Origin of the sequence: Natrinema sp. HArc-T2, assembly GCF_041821085.1 — an archaeon.
Lineage (GTDB): Archaea > Halobacteriota > Halobacteria > Halobacteriales > Natrialbaceae > Natrinema.
The window spans coordinates 247,304-268,679 of sequence record NZ_JBGUAZ010000003.1; the positions used below are offsets into that span (position 1 = coordinate 247,304).

The following is a 21,376-nucleotide window of genomic DNA, read 5'->3' on the forward strand; positions in this document are numbered from 1 at the left end:
ACACCAGCAGGGGTAAGAAAGCCAATTCACGACCGGAGAGAAGATCAGATCTCGAGTAATATGAGAGCGCGTGACGAAGCGACGCCGTCCGCAACCAGCTTCCGGCATTCCGGTTCAGTTCGGGTCGACGATGTCCGCCTCCGTCGGTCCCTGTCCGTCGAACTCTTCGACGAACGCATCGAGCCTCTCGGGGTCCGACGCGCCCGGGAGGTCGGTCTCCGCCGTGCGACAGTCGATGTCGACGCCGAGTCGGTCACAGACCAGATCGGCCGTCGCCTCGGCCATCGCCCGGTAGGTCGTCAGTTTCCCGCCGACGATGCTACAGCAGTTCTCGACGCCCTCGTCGGCGTGCTCGAGCAAGTGAAATCCTCTCGAGATGCCGCGCCCGCCGTGGGCGGCTTCCTCGGGTTCGTACAGCGGTCGCACGCCCCACCACGTCCGGACGTGCTCGGCGTCGGCGACCGGCGGGAGCATCGCCGCACACTCGTCGATCGTCCGCTCGAGTTCCCAGTCGGCCCGCTCGTAGTCGTCCGGATCGTCGACCGGGACGCTCGTCGTCCCCAGGACGACCTGCCCGTCGTGTGGCACGACGATATCGCCGTCGTCGGGGTCGCGACAGCGATTGAGCACTGGCTCGAGGCCATCGTATTCGACCGAGATCATGACACCACGGGTCGGACGCATCTCGACAGTAACTCCCGCCATCGCGGCGACGTGGCCGGCATGAGGGCCAGCCGCGTTCACGACGTAGCGCGGGTGGATCGTCTCGTCTGCGTCGCCACCGAGCGTGACGCTCGTCACTCGCCCGCGGTCGACGGTCATCGACGTAACCGGCGCATGCGTATGGATGTGAGCGCCGTGCTCGCGGGCGTCGACCGCGTTGGCGGCAACCAGACGGGACGGAACGACGACGCCGTCCGGGACCCACATCGCCCGTTCGACGTCGGCTGTGAGGTTCGGGACTGCCTCGCGAGCGGTCGCGCCGTCGATCACGTCGGTCGGAATTCCCACGTCGTCGCAGGCGGCGCGCTTTGCGTCGAAGTACGCCGGGTCGTCGCCGGCGAGTTGGACGAACAGACCTCGCGTTTCCCGGATACACTCTCCGGCGATCCTACGGAGGATGCGGTTTTCCTCGAGACACTCCCTGGCCTCCGGGCCGTCGGCCTCGGCGTAGCGAGCGCCGCTGTGGAGCAAGCCGTGCGAGCGGCCCGAGGTGCCGGCTGCGAGTCCGTCTCGTTCGACGAGCGTGACGTCGACGCCCCGCAGTGCGAGGTCTCTGGCGATTCCCGTTCCGGTCGCGCCGCCGCCGATAACGAGGACGTCCGGGTGACTCTCCATATGTGCTTGTTTGACTCGAGACGGAGATACCTTTCACTGCTCAGTGAGAAACGGTGTCGCTGTCGAAAAAGAGACCACACGGAACTCTGGTTATGGACTGTAGTCCGGCGACTGCGTCTCGATCGTCTCGGCGACGTTCTCGAGTTGCTCGCCGATAACCGCGACCAGATCGTCTAGCGTGGCGATGCCCGCCAGTTCGCCGTTGTCGTCGACGATCGGGAAACGCCGGACGTTGTGCTCTTCGATCGCCTCCGAAATGGCGAGGGACCCGTCGTCTTCGTGGAGTGTCGCTGGGTCCTCGGTCATTATGTCCTCGATCGACGCCGAGCCAACGTCGTCTTGCTTGTGGATCGTGAGCGCGGCATCCCGGTCGGTGAGCATCCCGACGGGTTCGTTGTTCTCGGTTACGACGAGTGCGCCGACGTTTTCTTCGTCCAGCGTCTCGGTGGCGTCCTCGAGATCGCTGTCTGGACTGATCGTTACGACGTTTTCTGGGCCGAGTTTGCCAACAGACATGGTCGCACCAATCGACGACGAGGCCGGTATTCAAGCTGGACCTTTCGAGTGAACGCAGGTCAGCAGGGGTCGCGAGTCACAGCGGTCCACGCCACGCCGCGCGATCGTCCTGATCCGAGTCAGTCGTTGACGACGGCGTTCTCAGCGAACTTCTCACGGACCTTCTCGACTTTCGGCGCGGCGTGCATCCGACAGTAGGCGTCGTTCGGATTCTTTTCGAAGTAGTTCTGGTGGTACTCCTCGGCCTCGTAGAAGGTATCCAGCGGCTCGATCTCGGTTACGATCCCGTCGTAGATTCCTTCCTGTTCCAGTTCCGCAGCGAACGCCTCGGCGGTCTCGAGTTGCGCGTCGCTGTGTGCGTAGATCGCCGACCGGTACTGTGAGCCGACGTCCGGCCCCTCGCGGTCTTTCGTCGTCGGGTCGTGGATCGTAAAGAAGACCTCGAGTAAGTCCTCGTAGGCGATTTCGTCGGGGTCGTACTCGAGTTGGACGACCTCTGCGTGGCCAGTCTGGCCGGAACAGACCTCCCGGTAACCTGGATCCTCGGTGTGACCGCCGGCATAGCCCGAGATCACCGATTCGACGCCCTCGAGTTCCTCGAAGGCCGCTTCAACACACCAGAAACACCCGCCGCCGAACGTAGCTCGTTCCATACCCGAGACGAGGGCGTGCGCGAGGAAAGATGTGACGGGGGCCGGCATCGCAGTCGCGGTCGAACGTTGGGCAGTCGAACCGTCACCGTGTCCGAAAGGATTTGACGGTGGCCGTCGAACGCCGGGGTATGTCTTGGGACACAGTCCGACTCGAGTGGGACGGAGACGTTGCAACGCTGACCGTCGATCGACCCGATGCGCTGAACGCGCTGAACATCGAGACGATCGAAGCGATGGGTGAAGCGCTCGAGGAAGCCGCCGAGGAGGGTGCTCGCGCGCTCGTCCTGACGGGGGCCGGGGACGCGTTCATCGCCGGTGCCGACATCAAGTATATGCAGGACCTCTCTACGGAAGAGGGCGAACAGTGGGGCGCGCTCGGCCACGACGTCGCCGACGCGCTCGAGGCGTTCCCCGCGCCGACGATCGCCGCGATCAACGGCTATGCCTTCGGTGGCGGCTGTGAGATGGCGATGGCCTGCGATATGCGAGTCGCAGCCGAGTCGGCACTGATCGGCAACACCGAGATCGATCTCGGGATCATCCCCGGCTGGGGCGGTACCCAGCGACTGCCGCGACTGGTCGGCGACGAGACCGCGCGTCGGATGCTCTTCCTCGGTGAACGGCTCGATGCCGAGTCGGCTGCCGAGGTGGGGCTCGTCGGTGAGGTCGTCGCCGACGACGAACTCGAGGACGTCGTCACCGAACTAGCCGAGCGACTCGCCGCGAAGCCATCCTTTGCGATGCAGACGATCAAACAGGCGATTAACCAAACGCACGAGGGGTCACAGGAGAGCGGCCTCGCATACGAGAAACGTGCCTTCGGAAGTCTCTTCGGGACGCCTGACCAGCGCGAAGGGATGGCGGCATTCGTCGAAGACCGAGAACCAGATTTCGAATAGCGCTTCTACCGGTCGGCGACGCGCCAAGTCAGGACCACGCCGTCGTCGAGTCGGTCGACCGATTCGAGCTCGAGCGATGGAAAGTCCGCGACGAACCCCTCGCCGTCGGCCAGCGTTGGGGCGTCGCGACCGCCGATGATTTTCGGGCCGACGAACACCCGGAGTTCGTCGACCAGTCCAGCCTCGAACAGCGAGAAGATGAGTTCGCCGCCGCCTTCGACCATGACTTGCTCGAGGCCCTGTTCCTGTAGCGTCGCGAACGCACGGAGGAGATCGACTCGCTCCTCGCCTGCGGTGACCAACTCGGCGCAGTCGGCGAGGGCTGCGCGGCGCTCGACGGATGCAGCCTCGCTCAGACAGACGTAGGTCGTCGCCGCGTCGTCGAGGATCGCTGCATCCGTTGGGGTCCGGCCGCTCGAGTCCACGACGACGCGTGCGGGGTTCGCCGGACGGTCGTTCTCGCGGCGCTGGTCGCGCAGCGTGTCGTCTTTGACGGTCAGGTGTGGGTCGTCTGCGAGGACAGTCCCGACGCCGACCACGACAGCGTCGCCGTCCGCCCGGAGTCGGTCGACGCGGTCGAAATCGGCTGCGCCGCTGATCGCAATCTGTTCGCGTCGACGCGAGGAGAGCTTGCCGTCCGCACTCATGGCGGCGTTGACGACGACGTGCATACCTGTGGTGGGGTGTCGGTCGTAAAGAAATCCCATGTCTCGAGCGCCTGCCAACCGAATCCAACAGAGTCGTCGCAGACATTCCGGCTATAGGGTACTACATAGTGTGCAATACAGAACATATAAACGACTTATCCGGTCTCGCTGGAGCACTGCAACAGAAAACACGTGACGACCGGGAACTTCGCGCTCGACGACGCGGTATCGTTCGACCACCGACATATCGACCTCGAGAACCGGGACGACGTCTACATCATCGGTGACGTTCACGGCTGTCTCGGTGCGCTCGAGGAGCTCCTAGAGACGCTCGACCTCGACGGCAACGACCTCGCCGTGTTCGTCGGGGATCTGGTTCGAAAGGGGCCCGAAAGCAAGGCTGTGCTCGATCGCGTCAGGCGGTCGCCACGGCTGTTGTCGGTGAAGGGGAACAACGAGCAGAAGCTCATCGACGGGGAGAAGTCGCTGCCGTCGCTCGATCTGGCCGACCAGCAGTACCTGGAGTCACTGCCGACGGCGATCTCGTGGGACGGTGGCCTCGTCGTCCACGGCGGCGTCGATCCGAACCGACAGCTATCGGAACACGCCACTGAGGACCTGTTGACGATGCGAGCGCCGGACGGCGACGGTTATGACGGTCCCTTCTGGTTCGAGACCTACGAGGGGCCGCCACGGGTCTTTTTCGGGCACACCGTCCTCGACACGCCGATCGATCAGGAGTGGTCGGTCGGCCTCGATACCGGCTGTGTCTACGGCGGGGAACTTACCGCGTACGACGTTCGACGCGATCGCTTCCACAGCGTCTCCGGCCCCGATCACGTCGACCGCTCGGCCGCGAAGATCGTCGCGCTTGGCGATAGCTGAGGTGGACACTCAGATGAGCGATGGAAACACGACCGAGAACGATGAGGAGAGGGTGGAATCGGACGACCAATGGCATGACTCGGTGGCCGACGGTGGAGATGCGTTTGCGTTTCGGTCGATGCTGGGTGAGACGACCGAAGACGGCGACTCGAGTACATCCGACCAGTCGACGGACGGGAACGCTGTAGACGGGATGCTCCCCGCCGACAGCGAATCGGCTGCACGCCTTGATCCAGTCGAGGACGGGGGACTCGATGGATCTGCCGACGCCGACCCGATGGCAGCCGACGAAGTCGAATCAGCAGCGCTCGACGCGACGACCGCAGGCGACGGCACGGAGTCCGACACCGCGAGTCAGACCGTCGATCTCTCGGAGCCGGCGTACTATCTGAACCGCGAACTCAGCGAACTCGCCTTTCAGCGGCGCGTCCTCCACGAGGTACTCGACGACGACAACCCGCTACTAGAGCGTGTGAAGTTCCTCGCGATCGTCACGACGAACCTCGACGAGTTCTTCCGCAAGCGCGTCGGCGGCCTGAAACAGCAGATCGCGGCCGGTATCACCGAGGAGACACCCGACGGACGCACGCCCCGCGAGCAGTGGGTCGACTCTCTCGAGGAGGCCCGACCGCTGTTCGAGCGCCAAGCCGAGTGTTATCACGAGGAGATCCGGCCCGCACTGGCGGAGGAAGGAATTCACATCGTCGACTACGACGACCTCACCACTGCCGAACGCCAACACCTACGCGAGTACTTCGAGAGTTCAGTCCTGCCGACGCTGACGCCGCTGACGTTCGATCCGGCACATCCGTTCCCGTTTATCTCGAATCAGAGTCTCTCGCTGGCGGTCCTGACGCGGGAACGACCCACCGCCGAACTCACCTTCTCGCGGGTGAAGATTCCACGCAACCAGCTTCGATTCGTCCACCTGGGCGACGACACGCGGTACGTGCTGCTCGAGGACATCGTCCGGGCGAACCTCGAGTTGCTCTTCCCGGACGTCGAGATCGTCGACACCGCGCTGTTCCGGGTCACGCGCAACGCGGAGGTCCGGCGTAACGAGGAGGTCGCCGAGGACCTGATCGAGATGATCGAAGAGGTCATCGAGGAGCGACGCTTTGCAACCGCCGTCCGGCTCGAGATCGAACGCGACGCACCCGAGGCGGTCCGCGAGATCCTGACCCGCGAACTCGATCTCGACGAGCGGGAAGTGTTCGAACTCGACGGCCCGCTCGACTATCGGGACTTCGCGGAGCTGACGGAACTCGACCGCCCGGACCTGAAACTTCCTTCGTGGTCACCACAGCCCCATTCACGGCTCAAGCGGGCCGACGACGGAATGACCGTCTTCGACGTGATCAGCAACGACGACGTGCTCGTCCACCACCCCTACCACTCTTTCGAGGGGACCGTCCAGCGATTCCTCGAGGCTGCAGCTAACGATCCCGACGTACTCGCGATCAAGGCAGCGATCTACCGGACCGCCAGTGACTCACAGATCATCGAGAGCTTGCTCGAGGCCGCGCGCAACGGCAAGCAGGTCGCCGTCATGGTCGAACTCAAAGCCCGCTTCGACGAAGAGAACAACCTCGAGTGGGCAAAGAAACTCGAGGAAGAAGGGATCCACGTCGCCTACGGGACGATCGGCTACAAGACCCATACGAAGACGTCACTGGTCGTCCGTGAGGAAGCCGACGGGGTGCGACTGTACTCCCACGTCGGCACCGGGAACTACCACTCAGAGACCGCAAAGCACTACGAGGATCTCGGGCTGTTGACGGCCGATCGAGACGTTGGGCAGGACCTCGTCAAGCTATTCAACTACTTTACGGGCCACTCGATGCATCGCGACTACCGGAAACTGCTCATCGCGCCGGGGAACATGCGCGATCGCTTCGTCGAGCTCATCCGGGCTGAAGCCGACCGTGCCCGCAACGGCGAGGACGCTCGTATCATCGCCAAGATGAACCGACTCGAGGATCCCGACATCGTCCGCGAACTCTACGAGGCGTCGATGGCCGGTGTCGATATCGATCTCATCGTCCGCGACATCTGCCGGCTTCGGCCCGATCTCGAGGGGATCAGCGAGACGATCGACGTTTACAGCATCGTCGGTCGCTTTCTCGAACACTCACGGATCTTCTACTTCCGGGCTGGCGGCGAGGACCGATACTACATCGGCTCGGCCGACTGGATGACGCGCAACCTCGACAACCGAGTCGAGGCGATCACGCCGATCGACGATCCACAGCTCAAAGCGCGGCTCGAGACGATCCTCGAGACGCTGCTGTCGGACGACCAGAACCGGTGGGTGATGCGCTCGGACGGGAGCTACGAGCGATGTAACTCGGACACGGATGGATCGACCACGAACGTTCACGAAACGTTCATGCGTGCTGTGCGAGGTGACGGTCGAACCGATCCCCGGTAGCGACGCCGGATTGGACACAGTCGTCTCGCTTGCGATCGGCTGTTGGGTCTTGTCGTCCTGTATTCGAGATTGTGTCTTCGTGTACGGCTGATAGCCGTCTCTGACAGTCGTATGGAGTGGCTGGAACCGATACAAACCCCTCAATAGCACAACTAGCAGTGGCTTTGTACGTGCCGTTGGTCGGTTCACATACGCGACTCCATCCGAACTCATGACCGGATCCACCAGCGGCTACGACGACCGGACCACTCGACAGCGACTTGCCACGGTTGCACAGTACGATCACGACGCCGACGCCCTCGAGTCGACCGTCGTCCGATACGAGGACGGACCCGATCGGTGTACGATCGCGCCGCGCGAGTGTTCCGAACCCGAGCGGTTGACCACGTGGCTGTCGGCGGATCTCGACATGGTTGTCGATCTCGATGAGATGCGCTAGCGATACACTACGCCGTCCTGAATCCAGGGGACTCTCGTCTATATAGGTCTATGGTTGTGAATCGTTATCGATAGAGTGATACCATCCCAAACCGGTCGAAAACAGCACGTATGATTACTCTATCGACCGTCTCGCCACCACCACACCGCTCTATAGTCTGGTGGATTTATATTGTTGTAGTAGAAAGCGCCGCGTATGGAGACGCGAAAGGTCCAGATGACTGGTGGGTCGACGTATACCGTTTCGCTGCCGAAAACGTGGGCGACCGAGAACGACGTCAGCAGTGGGACGACAGTCGAGTTCTATCCTGAAGGCGACGAACTGCTCTTGACTCCCGAGCGAGAAACACGACGACAGGAGGGGTCGCTCGACGTCTCCGGACTCGAGGACGAACAGCTGATGCGGGCCGTGATGACGATGTACGTCAGCGGCTTCGACGTCATCTCGCTCGAGGCGGGCCGGATCACGACCGACCAGCGCAGCGCGATTCGCGACGCGACCCAGCGCCTCGTCGGCGTCGAAGTGCTCAAAGAGACCAACGACAGCGTCGTGATTCAGGACTTGCTCGATTCTGCCGAACTCTCGATCGTCAATGCGGTCACTCGGATGCGGCTGATCGCTCAGTCGATGCTCGAAGACGCCGTCCGGGCGCTCGTCGAGAACGACGACGACATCGCCCGTGACGTGATCGAGCGCGACGACGACGTCGACCGGCTCTGGCTCGTCGTCTCGCGGATCTTTCGCGCGACGCTTCGTTCGCCACGGGCCGTCGAGGAACTGGGTGTCTCGCGCGAGGATTGTTTTGACTTCCACTCGAGTGCCCGCCAACTCGAGCGGATCGCCGACCACGCCGTCAAGATCAGCGATATCGCGCTCAAACTCGACGACCTCCCGGCAGATGTCGCCGACGCGATTCACGGCCTCCACGCCGAAACCGAGAGCGTCTGCGAACAGTCGATGGACGCGCTGTTCGCCGAAGACGCCGACGAGGCCAACCGACTCGGCCACGACGCCCTCGCGGCCGTCGTCGATATCGACGAACACACCCGCAGAATCGACGACAAACTCCGCGATCTCGAGCCGGCACAGGCCCAGTCGCTGGGACTGATCGTCGACTCGCTGTCTCGAAGCGCCGACTACGGCGGCAACATCGCCGAGACGGCACTCCAGAAGGCCGCACCGCGACCCTGACCACCACCGCCGTCTCTCGCCTCCATTCTCCGTTCAGTATCGGTCCGACTTGGGAGATCGCCACCAGAGCGACTGCACGAGGGTATCGACTCGAGTGCGAGTGCTCTCGAGCCACCGGAACGTGTCGACCGTCGCTGAGAACACGGCTACACGGATCGAGTACTGTTGACACCCGGTCAGCGAAGAGAGCTAGCTCTTGGCACCTCGCTGCAGCATCGGAAAACAGTGCGAGTCGACGGAACGGCGTTATTCGACGAGGACGGCGTTGACCTGACCAGTCTGACCGGGACGGGACGTGACACGTGCCTGTCCTTCGGAGGTCTCGATGACGGCACCCTTCGTGATGATGTTTCGGCGGATGTAGTTCGGGTTGGCGTCGTTCTCGACGACGTCTTCGATCTCCGCGGAGACCGTCTCATCGCCTTTGTTGACGCTTGCGACGTCCGTCGCGAGCGCACGCGTCTTCGTGTCGTTGCCGCGAACGTCGACGGTGCGGAACCGTGGCTCGCCGACCTGCGTTTCGGTCGGCAGCCGACCGAGTTCGTCTTTGCGGCGCTTTCGAACGTTCTTCAGTCGACCGCCGGTTCGCTTGCGCGTAGAGCGTCCCTGATCTTGCATACCAGATCAAAATCTTGGCGTCTACTTGAATGCACTGCTACGAAACTCCGCATGCGATTCGGACGCTACTGCCCCGTTGGTACGGCACAACGTGGTTCGCAACGGTGGCGCCATTTCACCAGCACGCGAAACCCTCGGTTTCGCGGGTGGTAGGAAAGTAACGATCCCTCGAGCGACAGGGTTCGAAGCGGTCGAGAAGCACAGTAGGACAGGGATACAGCAGCGTTCCATCAGACAGCCGCTCCGCGATACCTGATCCGCCGACGGCAGGGTCAGGTCTTCGGTGAGTACGATGTGGGTTACCTACTGGCTCCGTATCGTATAGGCTCGAGAGAGATCGGCATTATAACTCCCTCTGCCACCAATGACATCGAAATACACCCGAGACGGCGGTCGATTCCACACCGGAAGACGTCGGTTTATTAGAACTGTCGCTGCGACTGGCGCGGCCATTGGACTAGGTGGCCTGACAACTGCGGACACGGACGAGGGATTCCCGCCGACCGACAGCACCGTGTGGGGACGGTCCGTCAGCCTCGGAAACGGGGAGGCGACGCCGTTTACGACCGTCACGCCGTCAGGGATCCCGAAATATCATGGTCTCTTGATGGAACGAGCCGCACTCGAGGGGCTCCCGTCGACCGATGCACTCGCGACCACCGGCGAGGACGAGTACACGGACAAATACGGCCCGAACGGCGAGTCGACGAACATCCACCACAAATGGTCTCTGGAATTCTTCGTTCCGTTCCCGGAGACGGACGCGACACCGGTTACGTTTCTCGGGCTGAACTGGAACCCGGGTGGCCATCCGCCGGACGGCGTCTGGACGGTGCCGCACTTCGACGTCCACTTTCACATGCTGCCAACCGAGACCGTCGACGCGATCACTGGACCGGCTGCGCCGACCTACGACCTCCTGGCCAGATACGTTCCCGAAGGATACGCTCGAAATCCGACCGTCGACGAACGGGTCATCACCGATATGGGCGAACACCTGGTCGATCCCACCGTCCCCGAGATGAACGGTGGGACGTTCACGAACACGCTTATCTGGGGAGCGACCGACCCGGACGGCGACGGGACTGCAGAGCTGACGTTCGTCGAGCCGATGCTCACTCGGGCGTATCTTCGCGAGCATTCCGGAACCGATCGGCGAGCGATCGCACAGCCTGACACGTACGCCAGAGCCGGTCGCTATCCGACCGCGTACGCAGTTCGTGACCTACCGGGTCGGGACGCGATTGCGGTCACCATCGAGAACTTCAAGCAATTCAAGGGCTATTCTTGGTAGACGACCTCACTCATCGGGAACCAAACAGTAGGCGCGGCCGGGCTTCTCGAGCACGGTTTCCTCGTCTTCGTTGTAGTAATTCTCGAAGACGCCGCGCTCGGCATAGTAGAGCCGACCGTCGTGGGGAATCGCGCCGCTGGTCACGTGGCCGCGGTTTCGGATCCGCCAGCGGCGTTCACCAGTCGCTCTGTCGAGTGCATACAGGTATCTATCGTACGAGCCGACGAGGATCGTGTCGGCGGTCGCCGTGATCGAGCCGATGACGTGGCCGCCGACGTACGCCGACCAACGTTCGTCGCCGGTCGCAGCATCGAGTGCACGAACGCGACGGTCGTCGCCGCCGACGTAGACGATGCCCTGATCGGGGTCGATCGCCGGATTCGACATGATGACCTCGCCGGTGTCGACCGACCACTCCTCGCTGCCATCTTCAAGATCGAGTCGATAAAAGCGCCCGTCCCAGGAGCCGACGAACGCCGCGCCGTCGTAGACCGGGGTCGTGCCCTTGATCTGTGCCCCGAGGGTGAAGCGACCGCTGGCCATCGATTTGCCATCGGGGCCGCCCTCGCCGCCGGCCTGGAACGACCAGGCGAACTCGAGAGAGGGAAACTCCCAGCAGTAGACGACGCCGTCGTTCGAGCCGGTGACGAGCTTGCCGGCCTCGCAGTCGATCGCCGGCGAGGGATGGGGCATCCCCCAGATACGGTCGTCGCTCCAGGTCGGAGTCCCGGTTTCGGCGTCGACCTCCCACAGTGCACCCTTGGCGGGGTTCTTGTACTCGGCAACGAGGTAGAGGTTCCCGTCGACGTAGGCGGGACTCGAGCCGATCGCGATCGCGCCGCCGAACTCGCGCAGTCGGGTCTGCCAGATCAGTTCGCCAGAGGGGATATCGACGGCGTAAAGCTCCCCGTCGTAGCCGCCGATGTAGGCGGTGTCGCCGACGATCGCCGGCGTGGCATGAAAGCCGAGGCTGCGACCAGCACCCGTCTCGAGCGTCCAGCGGGTCTCACCGGTCGGCCTGACGGCGTGGATCGTCCCGGTGTCGCCGGCGATAAGGATCGTCTCGCCGTCGGGCGTCGGTCGCGGCGTCGACTTGGCCGCGGTGTGGCCGATGCGGTTGACCGGCATCGACCAGTCGACGCGCACGGACGAGGGCACGGTTTCGTCGGGATAGTAGCCGTACCGGCGTAGGCCACGGCGAAACATCGAGATGTCGTCGTCCGCCGGAAGCGGGACGTATCCGTCCGTATTCATCGCGGCAGTGATGGGCGAACACTCGGGTCTCGAGCGATACGCTCGGTCGGAACAGCCGGCAAGACCCACGGTGCCAGCAGTGCCGGCGGTACAGAGAAGCTGCCGTCTAGAGAGCCGCGGACCGTCGGCTGTCTCGTCCTTCCGATCGGACGTTGCGTCCTGACGGTCAGCGACTTTCTCGCTCACAGGTTAGTCTTTCTGTGCGTCGACGACCGCAACGCCTGCCAGGTTCACGATGTCCTTGACTTCGTCGCCGCGCTGGAGGACGTGGACCGGCTCGTCCATGCCAACCAGCATCGGGCCGATCGCATCCGCACCGCCGAGTCGCTGGAGCAGCTTGTAGCCGATGTTCCCCGACTCGAGGTTCGGGAAGACGAGCACGTTCGCGGGCTCTTCGAGTTCGGAGAAGCCGTAGGTGCCCTCGAGGATGTCCTCGACGACGGCGGTGTCGGCCTGCATCTCGCCGTCGACGGGGAAGTCGACCTCGGGATCGTCCTGGAGCATGGCCGCGGCCTTACGCGGCTTGCGCGTCCCCTCGTTGTCGACGCTGCCGAAGTTCGAGTACGAGAGCAGGGCCGCGCGGGGTTCGACGTTGAACCGGCGGGCCAGTTTCCCGGTCTGTTTGGTGACCTCGGCGAGCACGTCTTCGTCTGGAGCCTGATTGACCGTCGCGTCGGCGATGAAGATCACGCGGTTTTTGAACGTCAGCATATAGACGCCCGCGGCGTAGTCGACGTCGTCAGCGGTGCCGATCACCTGCAACGGTGGGCGAAGCGCCGACGGGTAGTGATGGGAGAGCCCGGACAGCAAGGCATCAGCGTCGCCCTGTTCGACCATGACGCTACCGAAGTAGTTCGAGTCGCGTTCGATGAGTTCGCCGGCCTCGCTCCGCGTGATTCCCTTCCGCGCGCGGAGTTCGTGGAGTCTGTCGGCGTACTCCTCGTAGTCGCCGACGGATGGATCGGCGACCTGCGGATCGTAGTCGAGTCCGAGATTCGCAGCCGTTCCCCTGATCTCGTCTTCGTCGCCGATGAGAATCGGCAGGGCGATTCCCTGTTCCTGGATCTGGTAGGCCGCCCGAATCATCTTCTCGTTTTCGCCCTCTGCGAGCGCGATCGTCTTGGGATCGCTCTTGGCCTTGTTGAGGACGACGCGCATCATCTCGCGCGACTTGCCGAGGCGGGCCTCGAGTTCTTCCTCGTACTCCTCGAGATCGAGTTCGGTGCGGGCGGCACCGGATTCCATCGCGGCCTCGGCGATCGCCGGCGCGACGCGGAAGAGCACGCGCGGGTCGACGGGCTTGGGGATGATGTAGTCGGGGCCGTACTGCAGTGGCTCGTCACCGTAGGCTTTGACGACGGCGTCGGGCACATCCTGGCGCGCGAGTTCAGCAAGCGCTTCGGCGCAGGCGACTTTCATTTTCTCGTTGATCTCGGTGGCGCGGACGTCGAGTGCGCCACGGAAAATGAAGGGGAACCCGAGCACGTTGTTGACCTGGTTGGGGTAGTCAGAGCGCCCGGTGGCCATGATGACGTTGTCGTCACGGGCCGCCTTGGCGTCCTCGTAGCCGATTTCGGGGTCGGGGTTGGCCATCGCGAAGACGATCGGGTTGTCGGCCATCGACGCGACCATCTCCTGGGTGACGATGCCGCCGGCCGAGAGGCCGACGAAGACGTCCGCACCGGCCATCGCGTCCGCGAGACTGCCTTCGGGGACGTCACGGGCGAACTGCTGTTTGTACTCGTTGACGTCACCTGCCTTGGCGCGTTCTTCGGTGATGATCCCCGTCGAATCACACATCGTGATGTTCTCTTTCTGGACGCCAAGCGAGACGTAGAAACGGGCGGTCGCGATCGCACTCGCGCCCGCGCCCGAGAACGTGACCTCAAGTTCGTCGAGGCTCTTATCCGCGATGTCGGCGGCGTTGAGCAGTGCTGCGCCGGAGATGATCGCGGTGCCGTGTTGGTCGTCGTGGAAGACCGGAATGTCGATCTCCTCTCGCAGTCGCTCCTCGACGGTGAAACACTCGGGGGCTTTGATGTCCTCGAGATTGATGCCGCCGAAGGTCGGCTCCATCATCTTGACGGCCTCGACCAGTTTGTCGGGGTCGGAGTCGTCGAGTTCGATGTCGAAGACGTCGATATCAGCAAACCGCTTGAACAGGACGCCTTTCCCTTCCATGACGGGCTTGGATGCCTGTGCGCCGATGTCGCCGAGGCCGAGCACGGCCGACCCGTTCGAGACGACGCCGACGAGGTTGCCCTTCGCCGTGTAACTGTAGGCGTCAGTTTCGTCCTCGTCGATCTCGAGACACGGCGCAGCGACGCCCGGCGAGTACGCAAGCGCGAGGTCACGCTGCGTATTCGTCGGTTTCGTCGTCGATATCTCGATCTTGCCTGGGGGGTCTTCCCGGTGATACTCCAGTGCGTCCTCGTCTAATCCCATATTGGGGACACTGTGGGGGACTACTAAAAACAATGCGAAGGGGACAATCGACAATCGTCGAACCCAGGGTGGGAATCGGGAGACGAGTGTGTGAGTGAGAAAACACAGCAATTCGACCGTTTTATACGGGCCGCGAGAGTGACGTGGGATATGGACGTCGCGCTTGGTGGGACCTTCGACCCCGTTCACGACGGTCATCGACGACTGTTCGAACGGGCATTCGAACTCGGAGACGTGACGGTCGGGTTGACCAGCGACGAACTCGCGCCGAAGACACGAGACAGCGACCGACAGGTCCGGTCGCACGACGAGCGAAAAGAGCGACTCGCGACCGAACTCGAGTCGATCGCGACCGAGTACGACCGCGAGTTCGAGATTCGCAAACTCGAGTCGCCGACGGGGATCGCAACGGAAGCACAGTTCGACTATCTCGTCGTCTCTCCGGAAACCCGCGAGGGCGGCGCACGGATCAACGAGATCCGCCGCGAGCGCGGCCACGACCCCCTCGAGGTGGTCGTCGTTCCACACGTGCTCGCCGACGACGGCGACATCATCTCGAGTACCCGGATCGTCAACGGCGAGATCGACGAACACGGGTCCGTTCGCGACACCAATTGACGTGGCCGTCTTCCCGATCGGCTGGGTCGACCCCATCGCGCCGGTTCGAGCGGTGCTCGGTTCGCCGGTCGAATTGTCTTCGTAGCCTATACTTACATCGAAGAGGCCTCTCATTACGTCAGGTGCAACAGTCGTTTGTGGGTGTCACCAGCGCGGTGGCTCGAGCCCCGCCGACTCGAGCAGCTCCTTCCAGCGGGACTGAATCGACAGTCGAGAGACGTCCGCGGCGTCGGCGACTGCACCCTGTGTGCGACCGTCACCGGCGACGAGCGAACCAGCATACACGCTTGCTGCCAGTACCGCTCGCTTCGATCGATCGGAGTCGGGAACGTCGGCGAGGAAGAGATCGGTCGCACACGACCGCGCCTCTGTCGACAGCTCCAGCCGGTCGGCGACGGCCTCGAGTTCCTCGAGCCACGGTTCGTACTCGATTCGGTCGCGCGCGCTGTGCATACGTCGTAGATACGGAGCGGACAGCATAAACGTGTGGTTCGACCCGAACTCGCTGGCTACTACGAGTTCAGGTCGCTCCAATACGACGCTACGACGCACAACAGTCTGCTACGAATGGATCGGTAATCTGGCCGTTCACTGTTGGTTTCACTAGGAGACAACTACTAAACCAGCTGTCGACCGAACTGGAGCCAGACGCCGGCGGTCGGTGGCGATCCACGACGCCCCCATGAAAGAGCCCACCTGTAAACTCGTCTGTACTGGCTGCGGTCTCGAGATGCCCTATCGGGATCGCGCACTCGCCGAAGAGGCCGCTGAGTTGCATCAGTTGCGGGATTCCGAGCACGTGACCTATATCGTGCCACCGGACTGGTCGCCGGAGGAATCGGTGACCCGTTGCTAACGCGGACCGACAGGTACTTACTCGATTCTGCAAAAGGCGAAGACGAGCGCGGGTAGCCAAGCTAGGCCAACGGCGCAGCGCTTAGGACGCTGTCCCGTAGGGGTCCGCCGGTTCGAATCCGGTCCCGCGCATTCTCCGCGAACAACTCCGTGATCGGAGACTGCGGTCAGCGGATTCGAATTAGGGAAGACGCGCGCAACGTAGTGAGCACGTCTTCACGTGGTTCGAATCCGGTCCCGCGACATTGCTCGAGCCCGGTCAGACGGACGCCTGTCAGTGGGTGCCGGCGCATCTGTGATCGCGTGCAGACCCATCGAGACAGCGTGACAGCAGCCCCAAAGATCGGACAACCAACTGTGATCGACAACTGATAGGATGGGGCCCGATTGGGGCCCGACAGACGAGTGAATTCGGTCGCTGTGAGTGATAATCGAAAGACGTGCGTCAGACAGCCCATAACGCTTATTCGCGCAGGAACGAGTTGTAGTATCAATGGCCGGGTTAGACGACGTGTTCGGGGATCTCTTTGCGAGTGTGGATGCCGTGGCCCTCTTTTCGCCGAGCGGCTCCTACTACGAACAGGTCGCAGCCGTCGAGGACCTGAACGTGATCGTCGTCGGCACCGAAAACGCCGTCGGCGCAGAGACGTTCGTCGAGTTACCGCTCGAGTTCGAGGAAATCACCGAGCGGATCCGATTCGGGCTCGAGGGGGCCCTAGAACAGGACGTGATCGAGGACGGCGACGAGCTCCTCTGCGCGACGAGCGTCTTCAGCGATGGGATCGATACGATCTCTCGCGTCCGTGCGGATGCAGAAACCCACACGGGAATCTACGATCTCTTTTCGAAATCCCGCGCCGAACCCGAGGTGGTCAAGGCGGTCCTCGAGCTGGCAATCGAGCTGGGACAGAAAGGGCAGAAGGGCAAACCCGTGGGCGCGCTGTTCGTCGTTGGCGACGCGGGCAAGGTGATGAACAAGTCCCGACCGCTGTCGTACAACCCCTTCGAGAAGTCCCACGTCCACGTCGGCGATCCGATCGTCAACGTCATGCTAAAGGAGTTCTCGCGGCTCGACGGCGCGTTCGTCATCTCGGATGCAGGCAAGATCGTCTCGGCGTATCGCTACTTAGAGCCCTCCGCGGAGGGTGTCGACATTCCGAAGGGACTGGGTGCACGCCACATGGCCGGCGGCGCGATCACGCGGGATACGAACGCGATCGCGATCGTCCTCTCGGAGAGCGACGGGCTCGTCCGAGCGTTCAAGGGCGGTGAACTCATCCTGGAGGTCGACCCGGAGGCGTACTGATATGGTAGCGTGGCAGTCGTTGCTCAATGAGCCAGCCGTCATCGCGGCAGCAGTGCTGGCACTCGGGCTCGTCGTCGGTTATCTCGTCGGTCGGCTCAACGAGGAGTTGCTCTCGGCATCGGGCGTCCCGGACGCTGTCGAGGGAACGCCGTTCGAGCGGACCGCCCAGTCGCTTGGCACCTCGACGGTCGAGATCGTCGCCAGGCTGAGTTCCTGGTTCATCTATGGGATTGCGGTGCTGACCGCGATTCACATCGCCAGACTACTGGATACAGACGCCTTCTGGCTCCGGATCACGGAATTCGTCCCACAGCTGTTTATCGCCGTCCTCGTACTCATCGTGGGGTTCGTCGTCGCGGACAAGTCCGAACTGGTCGTCAGCGAGTATCTCCGAGGCGTCAAACTCCCTGAAGTATCGATCATTCCGAAACTGGTCAAATACTCCGTGCTGTACGTCGCTTTCATCATCGCACTGGGCCAGATCGGCGTCCACGTCCTCGCCTTGCTGATCTTGCTGACAGTCTATGCCGTCGGCGTCGTCATCGTCGGCACCGTTGCCTTCAAGGATTTCCTCGCCTCGAGCGCAGCCGGCATCTACCTGCTGCTCAACCAGCCCTACGGAATCGGTGACCGGGTCCGAATCGGCGACCAGCGCGGGATCGTCCAGGAAGTCGATCTGTTCGTCACCAAGATCGAAGACGACTCCGAGGAGTATATCGTTCCGAATCGCAAGGTCTTCGAGGACGGGATCGTCCGTATTCGGGAGTGAGGATCGGAACTACTCGAGCGAGAGGCCGGCGTGCCAGCGGTCGACGCCGGCCTCGCGCTTGACGACGTCCATCTTCGCTAAGAGATAGGTCGCAAGCGTGGCAGTTTCGGCAGCTCGAGCCTCTCCTTCGGTTCTGAACTCGCCGGTTTCGCGGTTGGCGTAGACGGTACAGATCGCCCCTGCACGAAGGCCATAGAGGTTCGCGAGCGTGAGGATGGCGCTGGCTTCCATCTCGATGTTTTTGACGTTCGCCGCTTTGAGGTCGTCGACCAGCTCGTCGGCACCGGCAGCCTCGAAGCCATCGAAGCCGGGCCGGCCCTGCCCGGCGTAGAACGAATCCGCGCTCATCGTGACACCGGTGTGGTAATCGTAGCCGAGCCGTTCGGCGGCGGCGACCAGCGCGGAAACGACCTCGTAATCCGCAGTCGCCGGGTAGTCCTCGCGGACGTACTCGTCGCTGGTTCCTTCCTGACGGACCGCACCGGTCGTGATCACCAGATCGCCGACGGCCATCTCCGGCTGGATCGCCCCACACGAGCCGACCCGGATGAACGTCTCGACGCCGACGCGTGCCAGTTCCTCGACGGCGATCGCAGCAGAGGGACTGCCGATGCCAGTCGAAGTGACCGAAATCGGTGTTTCCTCGTAGACCCCTGTCGCCGTCCGATACTCGCGGTGGTGGGCCCGAATCTCGTGGTCGTCCCAGAGCGTGACGATTTTCTCGAGTCGTTCGGGATTGCCTGGCAACAGAACAGTGTCTGCCACGTCGTCGGAGCCGACCTCGAGATGATACTGGACGTCGGCGTTCGGATCTTCGCTGTCGCGAGCCATTGAACAGCGGCGGTTCGATGCGTCACCGTATATAACTGCAGGGCCAGTAGAGTCATAATATGTCACGGGAACCTCTCACAGACACGTACGTCGCCGCCATCCAGCACGATTTGGTCGAGCTACCACCAGACACGACCCGCGTCGGCGTCGTTCGGCGACCGACCGGCTGGTTTCACGCAGCCGTCGACGAGAACCAGCCCGAGCTTGGCCCGCCAACGGACTTGCTCGAGGCGTTTCACAACGCCGAGGAGGATATGAAGATACAGGGCCTCTGTGAGGAAGGTGCCCACAACGCCGCGTGGGATCAGGTCGGGTTCGGTAAGGCATACCGGGAGTATCTCGAGAGATCGAGCGACGCGAAAGCGGCGCTTTCGGAGCTCGAAGACCGGCTAGAATCGGGCGAATCGCTGGCGCTGGTTTGCTATGAAAACACTGAGAAAAAGCGGTGTCACCGGACGATTCTCAGAGAGCGACTTGAGGAAACGATCCCGTAATCGTTCTTCTCGATCCCTGTTACTCGAGTGTCTCCTGTGTGATCGTATTCGGCAGCAGTTCGCCGAGCGTGTACTCGGTCACATCGCCCTCGCCGTCGTCACAGAGCACCTCCAGGTCGTCGTCACAGAACTCGGTGAGCGTCTGGCGACACATCCCACAGGGGGTGACACCATCGCGGCGATCCGAACTCACCGCAAGTCGTGCGAACTCCCGATGGCCCTGCTTGACTGCTTCGGCGATCGCGACCTCCTCGGCGTGAAGGCTGTTGCTGAAGTTGGCGTTCTCGAGGTTGCAGCCGACGAAAACGTCGCCGTCTTCGGTCTCGAGGGCGGCACCGACCCGGTACTCGGAGTAGGGGACGTGCGCGCGGTCTTGGACGTCGCGAGCGGCCTCGATCAGGTCATCCATAGACGATGGGTTCGACCAGTGGCCACCAAAGGATATCGACTCCCTACTGACTCCGTTCGATCGCCGTCTCGATGACCGACCGTGCCTCGGAAACGAGGTCGTCGACGGCGTCGCTCTCAGCATACAGGCGGATGTACGGCTCCGTGCCGCTGGGTCGGACGAGCAGCCACGAGGCGTCGTCGAACTCGAGACGGATGCCGTACTCCGTGTCGACCGCCGCATCCGGGAACGCGTCGGGGAGGGCCGTCTCGAGGGCGGCCATCGCGTCGGTTTTGACCGTGTCGGGACAGTCGGCACTGACTTTCCGGTAGGGACGTTCGGTGACAGGTTCGCGGAGCGTTGCCGTGTCGCCCGCATCGGCGACGAGCGCGGCGACGACGGCAGCGCCGACGACGCCGTCGATCCAGCCGCCGAACGCGGTGTGAATGTGTTTCCAGGGTTCGGCGGCGAAGACGATTTCGGTGTCGTCCGTCCCCTGCTCGCGCTCTCTGGCCACTCCTTCGTGGAGGGCACCCAGCTGGACGCGTTCGACTCGGCCACCAGCTGCCCGGACCCGCTCGTCGATACGCGCCGAGGCGTTGGGCGTCGTGACGACGACGGAATCGCCAGCGTCGCTATCAGCTGTGTAGTGGGCCGCGACGACGGCGAGGATCGTATCCTCGTGGATTACGTCGCCGTCGGGGCCGAGAACGACGAGGCGGTCGGCGTCGCCGTCGTGGGCCAGTCCGAGGTCGAAGTCACCGTCTGCGAGGAACTCGGTAAATTCGGTAAGCGTCTCCGGCGTGGGCTTGCTCTCGCGACCAGGGAAGTGGCCGTCGACGGATGCGTTGATCGCGACGACCGTCGCACCAAGGCGTTCGAGGACCTGTGGCGTCGCGAGCGCGCCGACGCCGTTCCCGCAGTCGACGGCTATCCGCAGCCCCGACAGCGGTCGGTCCCCATTCGTCCCATCGGTGCCGCCGAACCGGTTGCGGACGTAGTCGACGACGGCATCGCGATAGCGCTCGAGCACCGAAAGGCGCTCCGAGTCGCCCCATTTTTCCCAGCGGGCGAGACGGGACTCGTCGCTGGCGACGCGGTCGTCGATCACCTGTTCTGCGTCGCTGTCGTACTCGACGCCGTCGACGAAGAGTTTGATGCCGTTGTCAGCGGGCGGGTTGTGACTGGCGGTGACCATCACGCCATGTCGGCCACGCGAGGCAAAAGCGAGCGCGGGCGTCGGTACCTGTCCGAGTCGGCGGACGTCGGCGCCGGCACTCTCGAGGCCGGCTTCCATCGCCGCCGCGAGCGCTGGGCCCGTTTCTCGACCGTCGCGACCGACGACGAACGTTTCGCCGGGCTCACCGGCGGCCTGGCCAACAGCGAGCGCAAGCGAGGGTGAGACGTCCTCGACCGGGCCGCGAATCCCTGCAGTCCCAAAAAGCGTCATGTGCGTTCGTTCCGCGAGGAACTACTTAGCCGCGTTGCAACATCCCTGTTTCGCC

The 21,376-nt window shown here is 63.0% G+C and carries 22 protein-coding genes and 1 tRNA gene; 12 read left to right on the forward strand and 11 right to left on the reverse strand.

Annotation, left to right across the window (positions count from 1 at the left end):
- Positions 1–114 precede the first annotated feature (114 nt).
- From ACERI1_RS08865 to msrA, 3 genes are all read right to left on the reverse strand, one after another.
- Positions 115–1,338 carry an FAD-dependent oxidoreductase gene (locus ACERI1_RS08865; protein WP_373617753.1) on the reverse strand — a complete coding sequence of 408 codons (1,224 nt, stop codon included), beginning with the start codon at positions 1,336–1,338 and terminating at the stop codon, positions 115–117.
- A gap of 90 nt (positions 1,339–1,428) precedes the next feature.
- Entirely contained in the window at positions 1,429–1,854 is a 426-nt protein-coding gene (locus ACERI1_RS08870) for a CBS domain-containing protein (protein WP_373617754.1), read from the reverse strand.
- Between the two features lie 119 nt (positions 1,855–1,973).
- The gene (gene msrA, locus ACERI1_RS08875; RefSeq protein ID WP_373617755.1) at positions 1,974–2,507 is read right to left on the reverse strand and encodes a peptide-methionine (S)-S-oxide reductase MsrA; all 534 of its coding nucleotides are present in this window, start codon (positions 2,505–2,507) and stop codon (positions 1,974–1,976) included.
- A gap of 128 nt (positions 2,508–2,635) precedes the next feature.
- Here msrA and ACERI1_RS08880 point away from each other — a divergent pair, with 128 nt between their 5' ends.
- The gene (locus ACERI1_RS08880; RefSeq protein ID WP_373617756.1) at positions 2,636–3,406 is read left to right on the forward strand and encodes an enoyl-CoA hydratase/isomerase family protein; all 771 of its coding nucleotides are present in this window, start codon (positions 2,636–2,638) and stop codon (positions 3,404–3,406) included.
- A gap of 5 nt (positions 3,407–3,411) precedes the next feature.
- Here ACERI1_RS08880 and ACERI1_RS08885 read toward each other — a convergent pair whose 3' ends face one another.
- Positions 3,412–4,077, reverse strand: coding sequence for a 2,5-diamino-6-(ribosylamino)-4(3H)-pyrimidinone 5'-phosphate reductase (locus ACERI1_RS08885; RefSeq protein ID WP_373617757.1), 666 nt, complete (start codon positions 4,075–4,077; stop codon positions 3,412–3,414).
- A gap of 168 nt (positions 4,078–4,245) precedes the next feature.
- Between ACERI1_RS08885 and ACERI1_RS08890 the strand changes: the two genes are divergently transcribed.
- From ACERI1_RS08890 to ACERI1_RS08905, 4 genes are all read left to right on the forward strand, one after another.
- Positions 4,246–4,938 carry a metallophosphoesterase gene (locus ACERI1_RS08890; protein ID WP_373617758.1) on the forward strand — a complete coding sequence of 231 codons (693 nt, stop codon included), beginning with the start codon at positions 4,246–4,248 and terminating at the stop codon, positions 4,936–4,938.
- A gap of 13 nt (positions 4,939–4,951) precedes the next feature.
- Entirely contained in the window at positions 4,952–7,369 is a 2,418-nt protein-coding gene (ppk1, locus tag ACERI1_RS08895) for a polyphosphate kinase 1 (protein WP_373617759.1), read from the forward strand.
- A gap of 211 nt (positions 7,370–7,580) precedes the next feature.
- A complete protein-coding gene (locus ACERI1_RS08900; protein ID WP_373617760.1) occupies positions 7,581–7,808 on the forward strand; it encodes a hypothetical protein in 228 nt (75 codons plus the stop codon).
- Positions 7,809–8,003: 195 nt separating this feature from the next.
- Positions 8,004–8,999 carry a PhoU domain-containing protein gene (locus ACERI1_RS08905; protein ID WP_373617761.1) on the forward strand — a complete coding sequence of 332 codons (996 nt, stop codon included), beginning with the start codon at positions 8,004–8,006 and terminating at the stop codon, positions 8,997–8,999.
- 246 nt (positions 9,000–9,245) lie between these two features.
- Here ACERI1_RS08905 and ACERI1_RS08910 read toward each other — a convergent pair whose 3' ends face one another.
- Positions 9,246–9,617: a 30S ribosomal protein S8e gene (locus ACERI1_RS08910; protein ID WP_373617762.1), complete on the reverse strand. Its 372-nt coding sequence runs from the start codon at positions 9,615–9,617 to the stop codon at positions 9,246–9,248.
- A gap of 364 nt (positions 9,618–9,981) precedes the next feature.
- Between ACERI1_RS08910 and ACERI1_RS08915 the strand changes: the two genes are divergently transcribed.
- Entirely contained in the window at positions 9,982–10,911 is a 930-nt protein-coding gene (locus ACERI1_RS08915) for a hypothetical protein (RefSeq protein WP_373617763.1), read from the forward strand.
- Between the two features lie 6 nt (positions 10,912–10,917).
- Here ACERI1_RS08915 and ACERI1_RS08920 read toward each other — a convergent pair whose 3' ends face one another.
- Together ACERI1_RS08920 and ACERI1_RS08925 are read right to left on the reverse strand one after the other, a co-directional pair.
- Entirely contained in the window at positions 10,918–12,351 is a 1,434-nt protein-coding gene (locus tag ACERI1_RS08920; RefSeq protein WP_373617764.1) for a PQQ-binding-like beta-propeller repeat protein, read from the reverse strand.
- A 3-nt stretch (positions 12,352–12,354) separates the two neighbouring features.
- Positions 12,355–14,610 carry an NADP-dependent malic enzyme gene (locus ACERI1_RS08925; protein ID WP_373617765.1) on the reverse strand — a complete coding sequence of 752 codons (2,256 nt, stop codon included), beginning with the start codon at positions 14,608–14,610 and terminating at the stop codon, positions 12,355–12,357.
- Positions 14,611–14,760: 150 nt separating this feature from the next.
- Between ACERI1_RS08925 and ACERI1_RS08930 the strand changes: the two genes are divergently transcribed.
- Complete coding sequence (locus ACERI1_RS08930; protein ID WP_373617766.1) at positions 14,761–15,228, forward strand: phosphopantetheine adenylyltransferase; 468 nt, start codon at positions 14,761–14,763, stop codon at positions 15,226–15,228.
- A gap of 144 nt (positions 15,229–15,372) precedes the next feature.
- On the opposite strand, the gene ACERI1_RS08935 is transcribed toward ACERI1_RS08930, so the two are convergent.
- Positions 15,373–15,681: a transcription initiation factor IIB family protein gene (locus tag ACERI1_RS08935; protein ID WP_373617768.1), complete on the reverse strand. Its 309-nt coding sequence runs from the start codon at positions 15,679–15,681 to the stop codon at positions 15,373–15,375.
- A 229-nt stretch (positions 15,682–15,910) separates the two neighbouring features.
- Between ACERI1_RS08935 and ACERI1_RS08940 the strand changes: the two genes are divergently transcribed.
- The 4 genes from ACERI1_RS08940 to ACERI1_RS08955 all read left to right on the forward strand — a co-directional run bounded on the left by ACERI1_RS08940 (position 15,911) and on the right by ACERI1_RS08955 (position 18,158).
- Positions 15,911–16,084 (forward strand): hypothetical protein, encoded by a 174-nt coding sequence (locus ACERI1_RS08940; RefSeq protein ID WP_373617769.1) that lies wholly within the window; start codon positions 15,911–15,913, stop codon positions 16,082–16,084.
- A 46-nt stretch (positions 16,085–16,130) separates the two neighbouring features.
- Positions 16,131–16,215 (forward strand) — tRNA-Leu (locus ACERI1_RS08945).
- Between the two features lie 361 nt (positions 16,216–16,576).
- Positions 16,577–17,389, forward strand: coding sequence for a diadenylate cyclase DacZ (gene dacZ, locus ACERI1_RS08950; protein ID WP_373617770.1), 813 nt, complete (start codon positions 16,577–16,579; stop codon positions 17,387–17,389).
- A gap of 1 nt (position 17,390) precedes the next feature.
- Positions 17,391–18,158, forward strand: a complete 768-nt coding sequence (locus ACERI1_RS08955) for a mechanosensitive ion channel family protein (RefSeq protein ID WP_373617771.1) — start codon at positions 17,391–17,393, stop codon at positions 18,156–18,158.
- A 9-nt stretch (positions 18,159–18,167) separates the two neighbouring features.
- Here the strand turns inward: ACERI1_RS08955 and ACERI1_RS08960 are convergent, their stop codons facing one another.
- On the reverse strand, positions 18,168–18,989 hold the full coding sequence (locus tag ACERI1_RS08960) for a nucleoside phosphorylase (RefSeq protein WP_373617772.1): 822 nt from the start codon (positions 18,987–18,989) through the stop codon (positions 18,168–18,170).
- A 59-nt stretch (positions 18,990–19,048) separates the two neighbouring features.
- Here ACERI1_RS08960 and ACERI1_RS08965 point away from each other — a divergent pair, with 59 nt between their 5' ends.
- Positions 19,049–19,483, forward strand: coding sequence for a DUF488 domain-containing protein (locus tag ACERI1_RS08965; protein WP_373617773.1), 435 nt, complete (start codon positions 19,049–19,051; stop codon positions 19,481–19,483).
- 19 nt (positions 19,484–19,502) lie between these two features.
- Here the strand turns inward: ACERI1_RS08965 and cdd are convergent, their stop codons facing one another.
- Both cdd and ACERI1_RS08975 read right to left on the reverse strand, forming a co-directional pair.
- Positions 19,503–19,892, reverse strand: coding sequence for a cytidine deaminase (cdd, locus tag ACERI1_RS08970; protein ID WP_373617775.1), 390 nt, complete (start codon positions 19,890–19,892; stop codon positions 19,503–19,505).
- A gap of 43 nt (positions 19,893–19,935) precedes the next feature.
- Positions 19,936–21,321, reverse strand: coding sequence for a phosphomannomutase (locus ACERI1_RS08975; RefSeq protein ID WP_373617776.1), 1,386 nt, complete (start codon positions 21,319–21,321; stop codon positions 19,936–19,938).
- Between the last annotated feature and the right edge of the window lie 55 nt (positions 21,322–21,376).

What these genes read in the sequence shown, in the direction of transcription:
- ACERI1_RS08865 (WP_373617753.1), bottom strand. Translation starts at nt 1,338, where the DNA reads ATGGAGAGTCACCCGGACGTCCTCGTTATCGGCGGCGGCGCGACCGGA.
- ACERI1_RS08870 (WP_373617754.1), bottom strand. Translation starts at nt 1,854, where the DNA reads ATGTCTGTTGGCAAACTCGGCCCAGAAAACGTCGTAACGATCAGTCCA.
- msrA (WP_373617755.1), bottom strand. Translation starts at nt 2,507, where the DNA reads ATGGAACGAGCTACGTTCGGCGGCGGGTGTTTCTGGTGTGTTGAAGCG.
- ACERI1_RS08880 (WP_373617756.1), top strand. Translation starts at nt 2,636, where the DNA reads ATGTCTTGGGACACAGTCCGACTCGAGTGGGACGGAGACGTTGCAACG.
- ACERI1_RS08885 (WP_373617757.1), bottom strand. Translation starts at nt 4,077, where the DNA reads ATGCACGTCGTCGTCAACGCCGCCATGAGTGCGGACGGCAAGCTCTCC.
- ppk1 (WP_373617759.1), top strand. Translation starts at nt 4,952, where the DNA reads ATGAGCGATGGAAACACGACCGAGAACGATGAGGAGAGGGTGGAATCG.
- ACERI1_RS08900 (WP_373617760.1), top strand. Translation starts at nt 7,581, where the DNA reads ATGACCGGATCCACCAGCGGCTACGACGACCGGACCACTCGACAGCGA.
- ACERI1_RS08905 (WP_373617761.1), top strand. Translation starts at nt 8,004, where the DNA reads ATGGAGACGCGAAAGGTCCAGATGACTGGTGGGTCGACGTATACCGTT.
- ACERI1_RS08910 (WP_373617762.1), bottom strand. Translation starts at nt 9,617, where the DNA reads ATGCAAGATCAGGGACGCTCTACGCGCAAGCGAACCGGCGGTCGACTG.
- ACERI1_RS08915 (WP_373617763.1), top strand. Translation starts at nt 9,982, where the DNA reads ATGACATCGAAATACACCCGAGACGGCGGTCGATTCCACACCGGAAGA.
- ACERI1_RS08925 (WP_373617765.1), bottom strand. Translation starts at nt 14,610, where the DNA reads ATGGGATTAGACGAGGACGCACTGGAGTATCACCGGGAAGACCCCCCA.
- ACERI1_RS08930 (WP_373617766.1), top strand. Translation starts at nt 14,761, where the DNA reads ATGGACGTCGCGCTTGGTGGGACCTTCGACCCCGTTCACGACGGTCAT.
- ACERI1_RS08935 (WP_373617768.1), bottom strand. Translation starts at nt 15,681, where the DNA reads ATGCACAGCGCGCGCGACCGAATCGAGTACGAACCGTGGCTCGAGGAA.
- ACERI1_RS08940 (WP_373617769.1), top strand. Translation starts at nt 15,911, where the DNA reads ATGAAAGAGCCCACCTGTAAACTCGTCTGTACTGGCTGCGGTCTCGAG.
- dacZ (WP_373617770.1), top strand. Translation starts at nt 16,577, where the DNA reads ATGGCCGGGTTAGACGACGTGTTCGGGGATCTCTTTGCGAGTGTGGAT.
- ACERI1_RS08955 (WP_373617771.1), top strand. Translation starts at nt 17,391, where the DNA reads ATGGTAGCGTGGCAGTCGTTGCTCAATGAGCCAGCCGTCATCGCGGCA.
- ACERI1_RS08960 (WP_373617772.1), bottom strand. Translation starts at nt 18,989, where the DNA reads ATGGCTCGCGACAGCGAAGATCCGAACGCCGACGTCCAGTATCATCTC.
- ACERI1_RS08965 (WP_373617773.1), top strand. Translation starts at nt 19,049, where the DNA reads ATGTCACGGGAACCTCTCACAGACACGTACGTCGCCGCCATCCAGCAC.
- cdd (WP_373617775.1), bottom strand. Translation starts at nt 19,892, where the DNA reads ATGGATGACCTGATCGAGGCCGCTCGCGACGTCCAAGACCGCGCGCAC.
- ACERI1_RS08975 (WP_373617776.1), bottom strand. Translation starts at nt 21,321, where the DNA reads ATGACGCTTTTTGGGACTGCAGGGATTCGCGGCCCGGTCGAGGACGTC.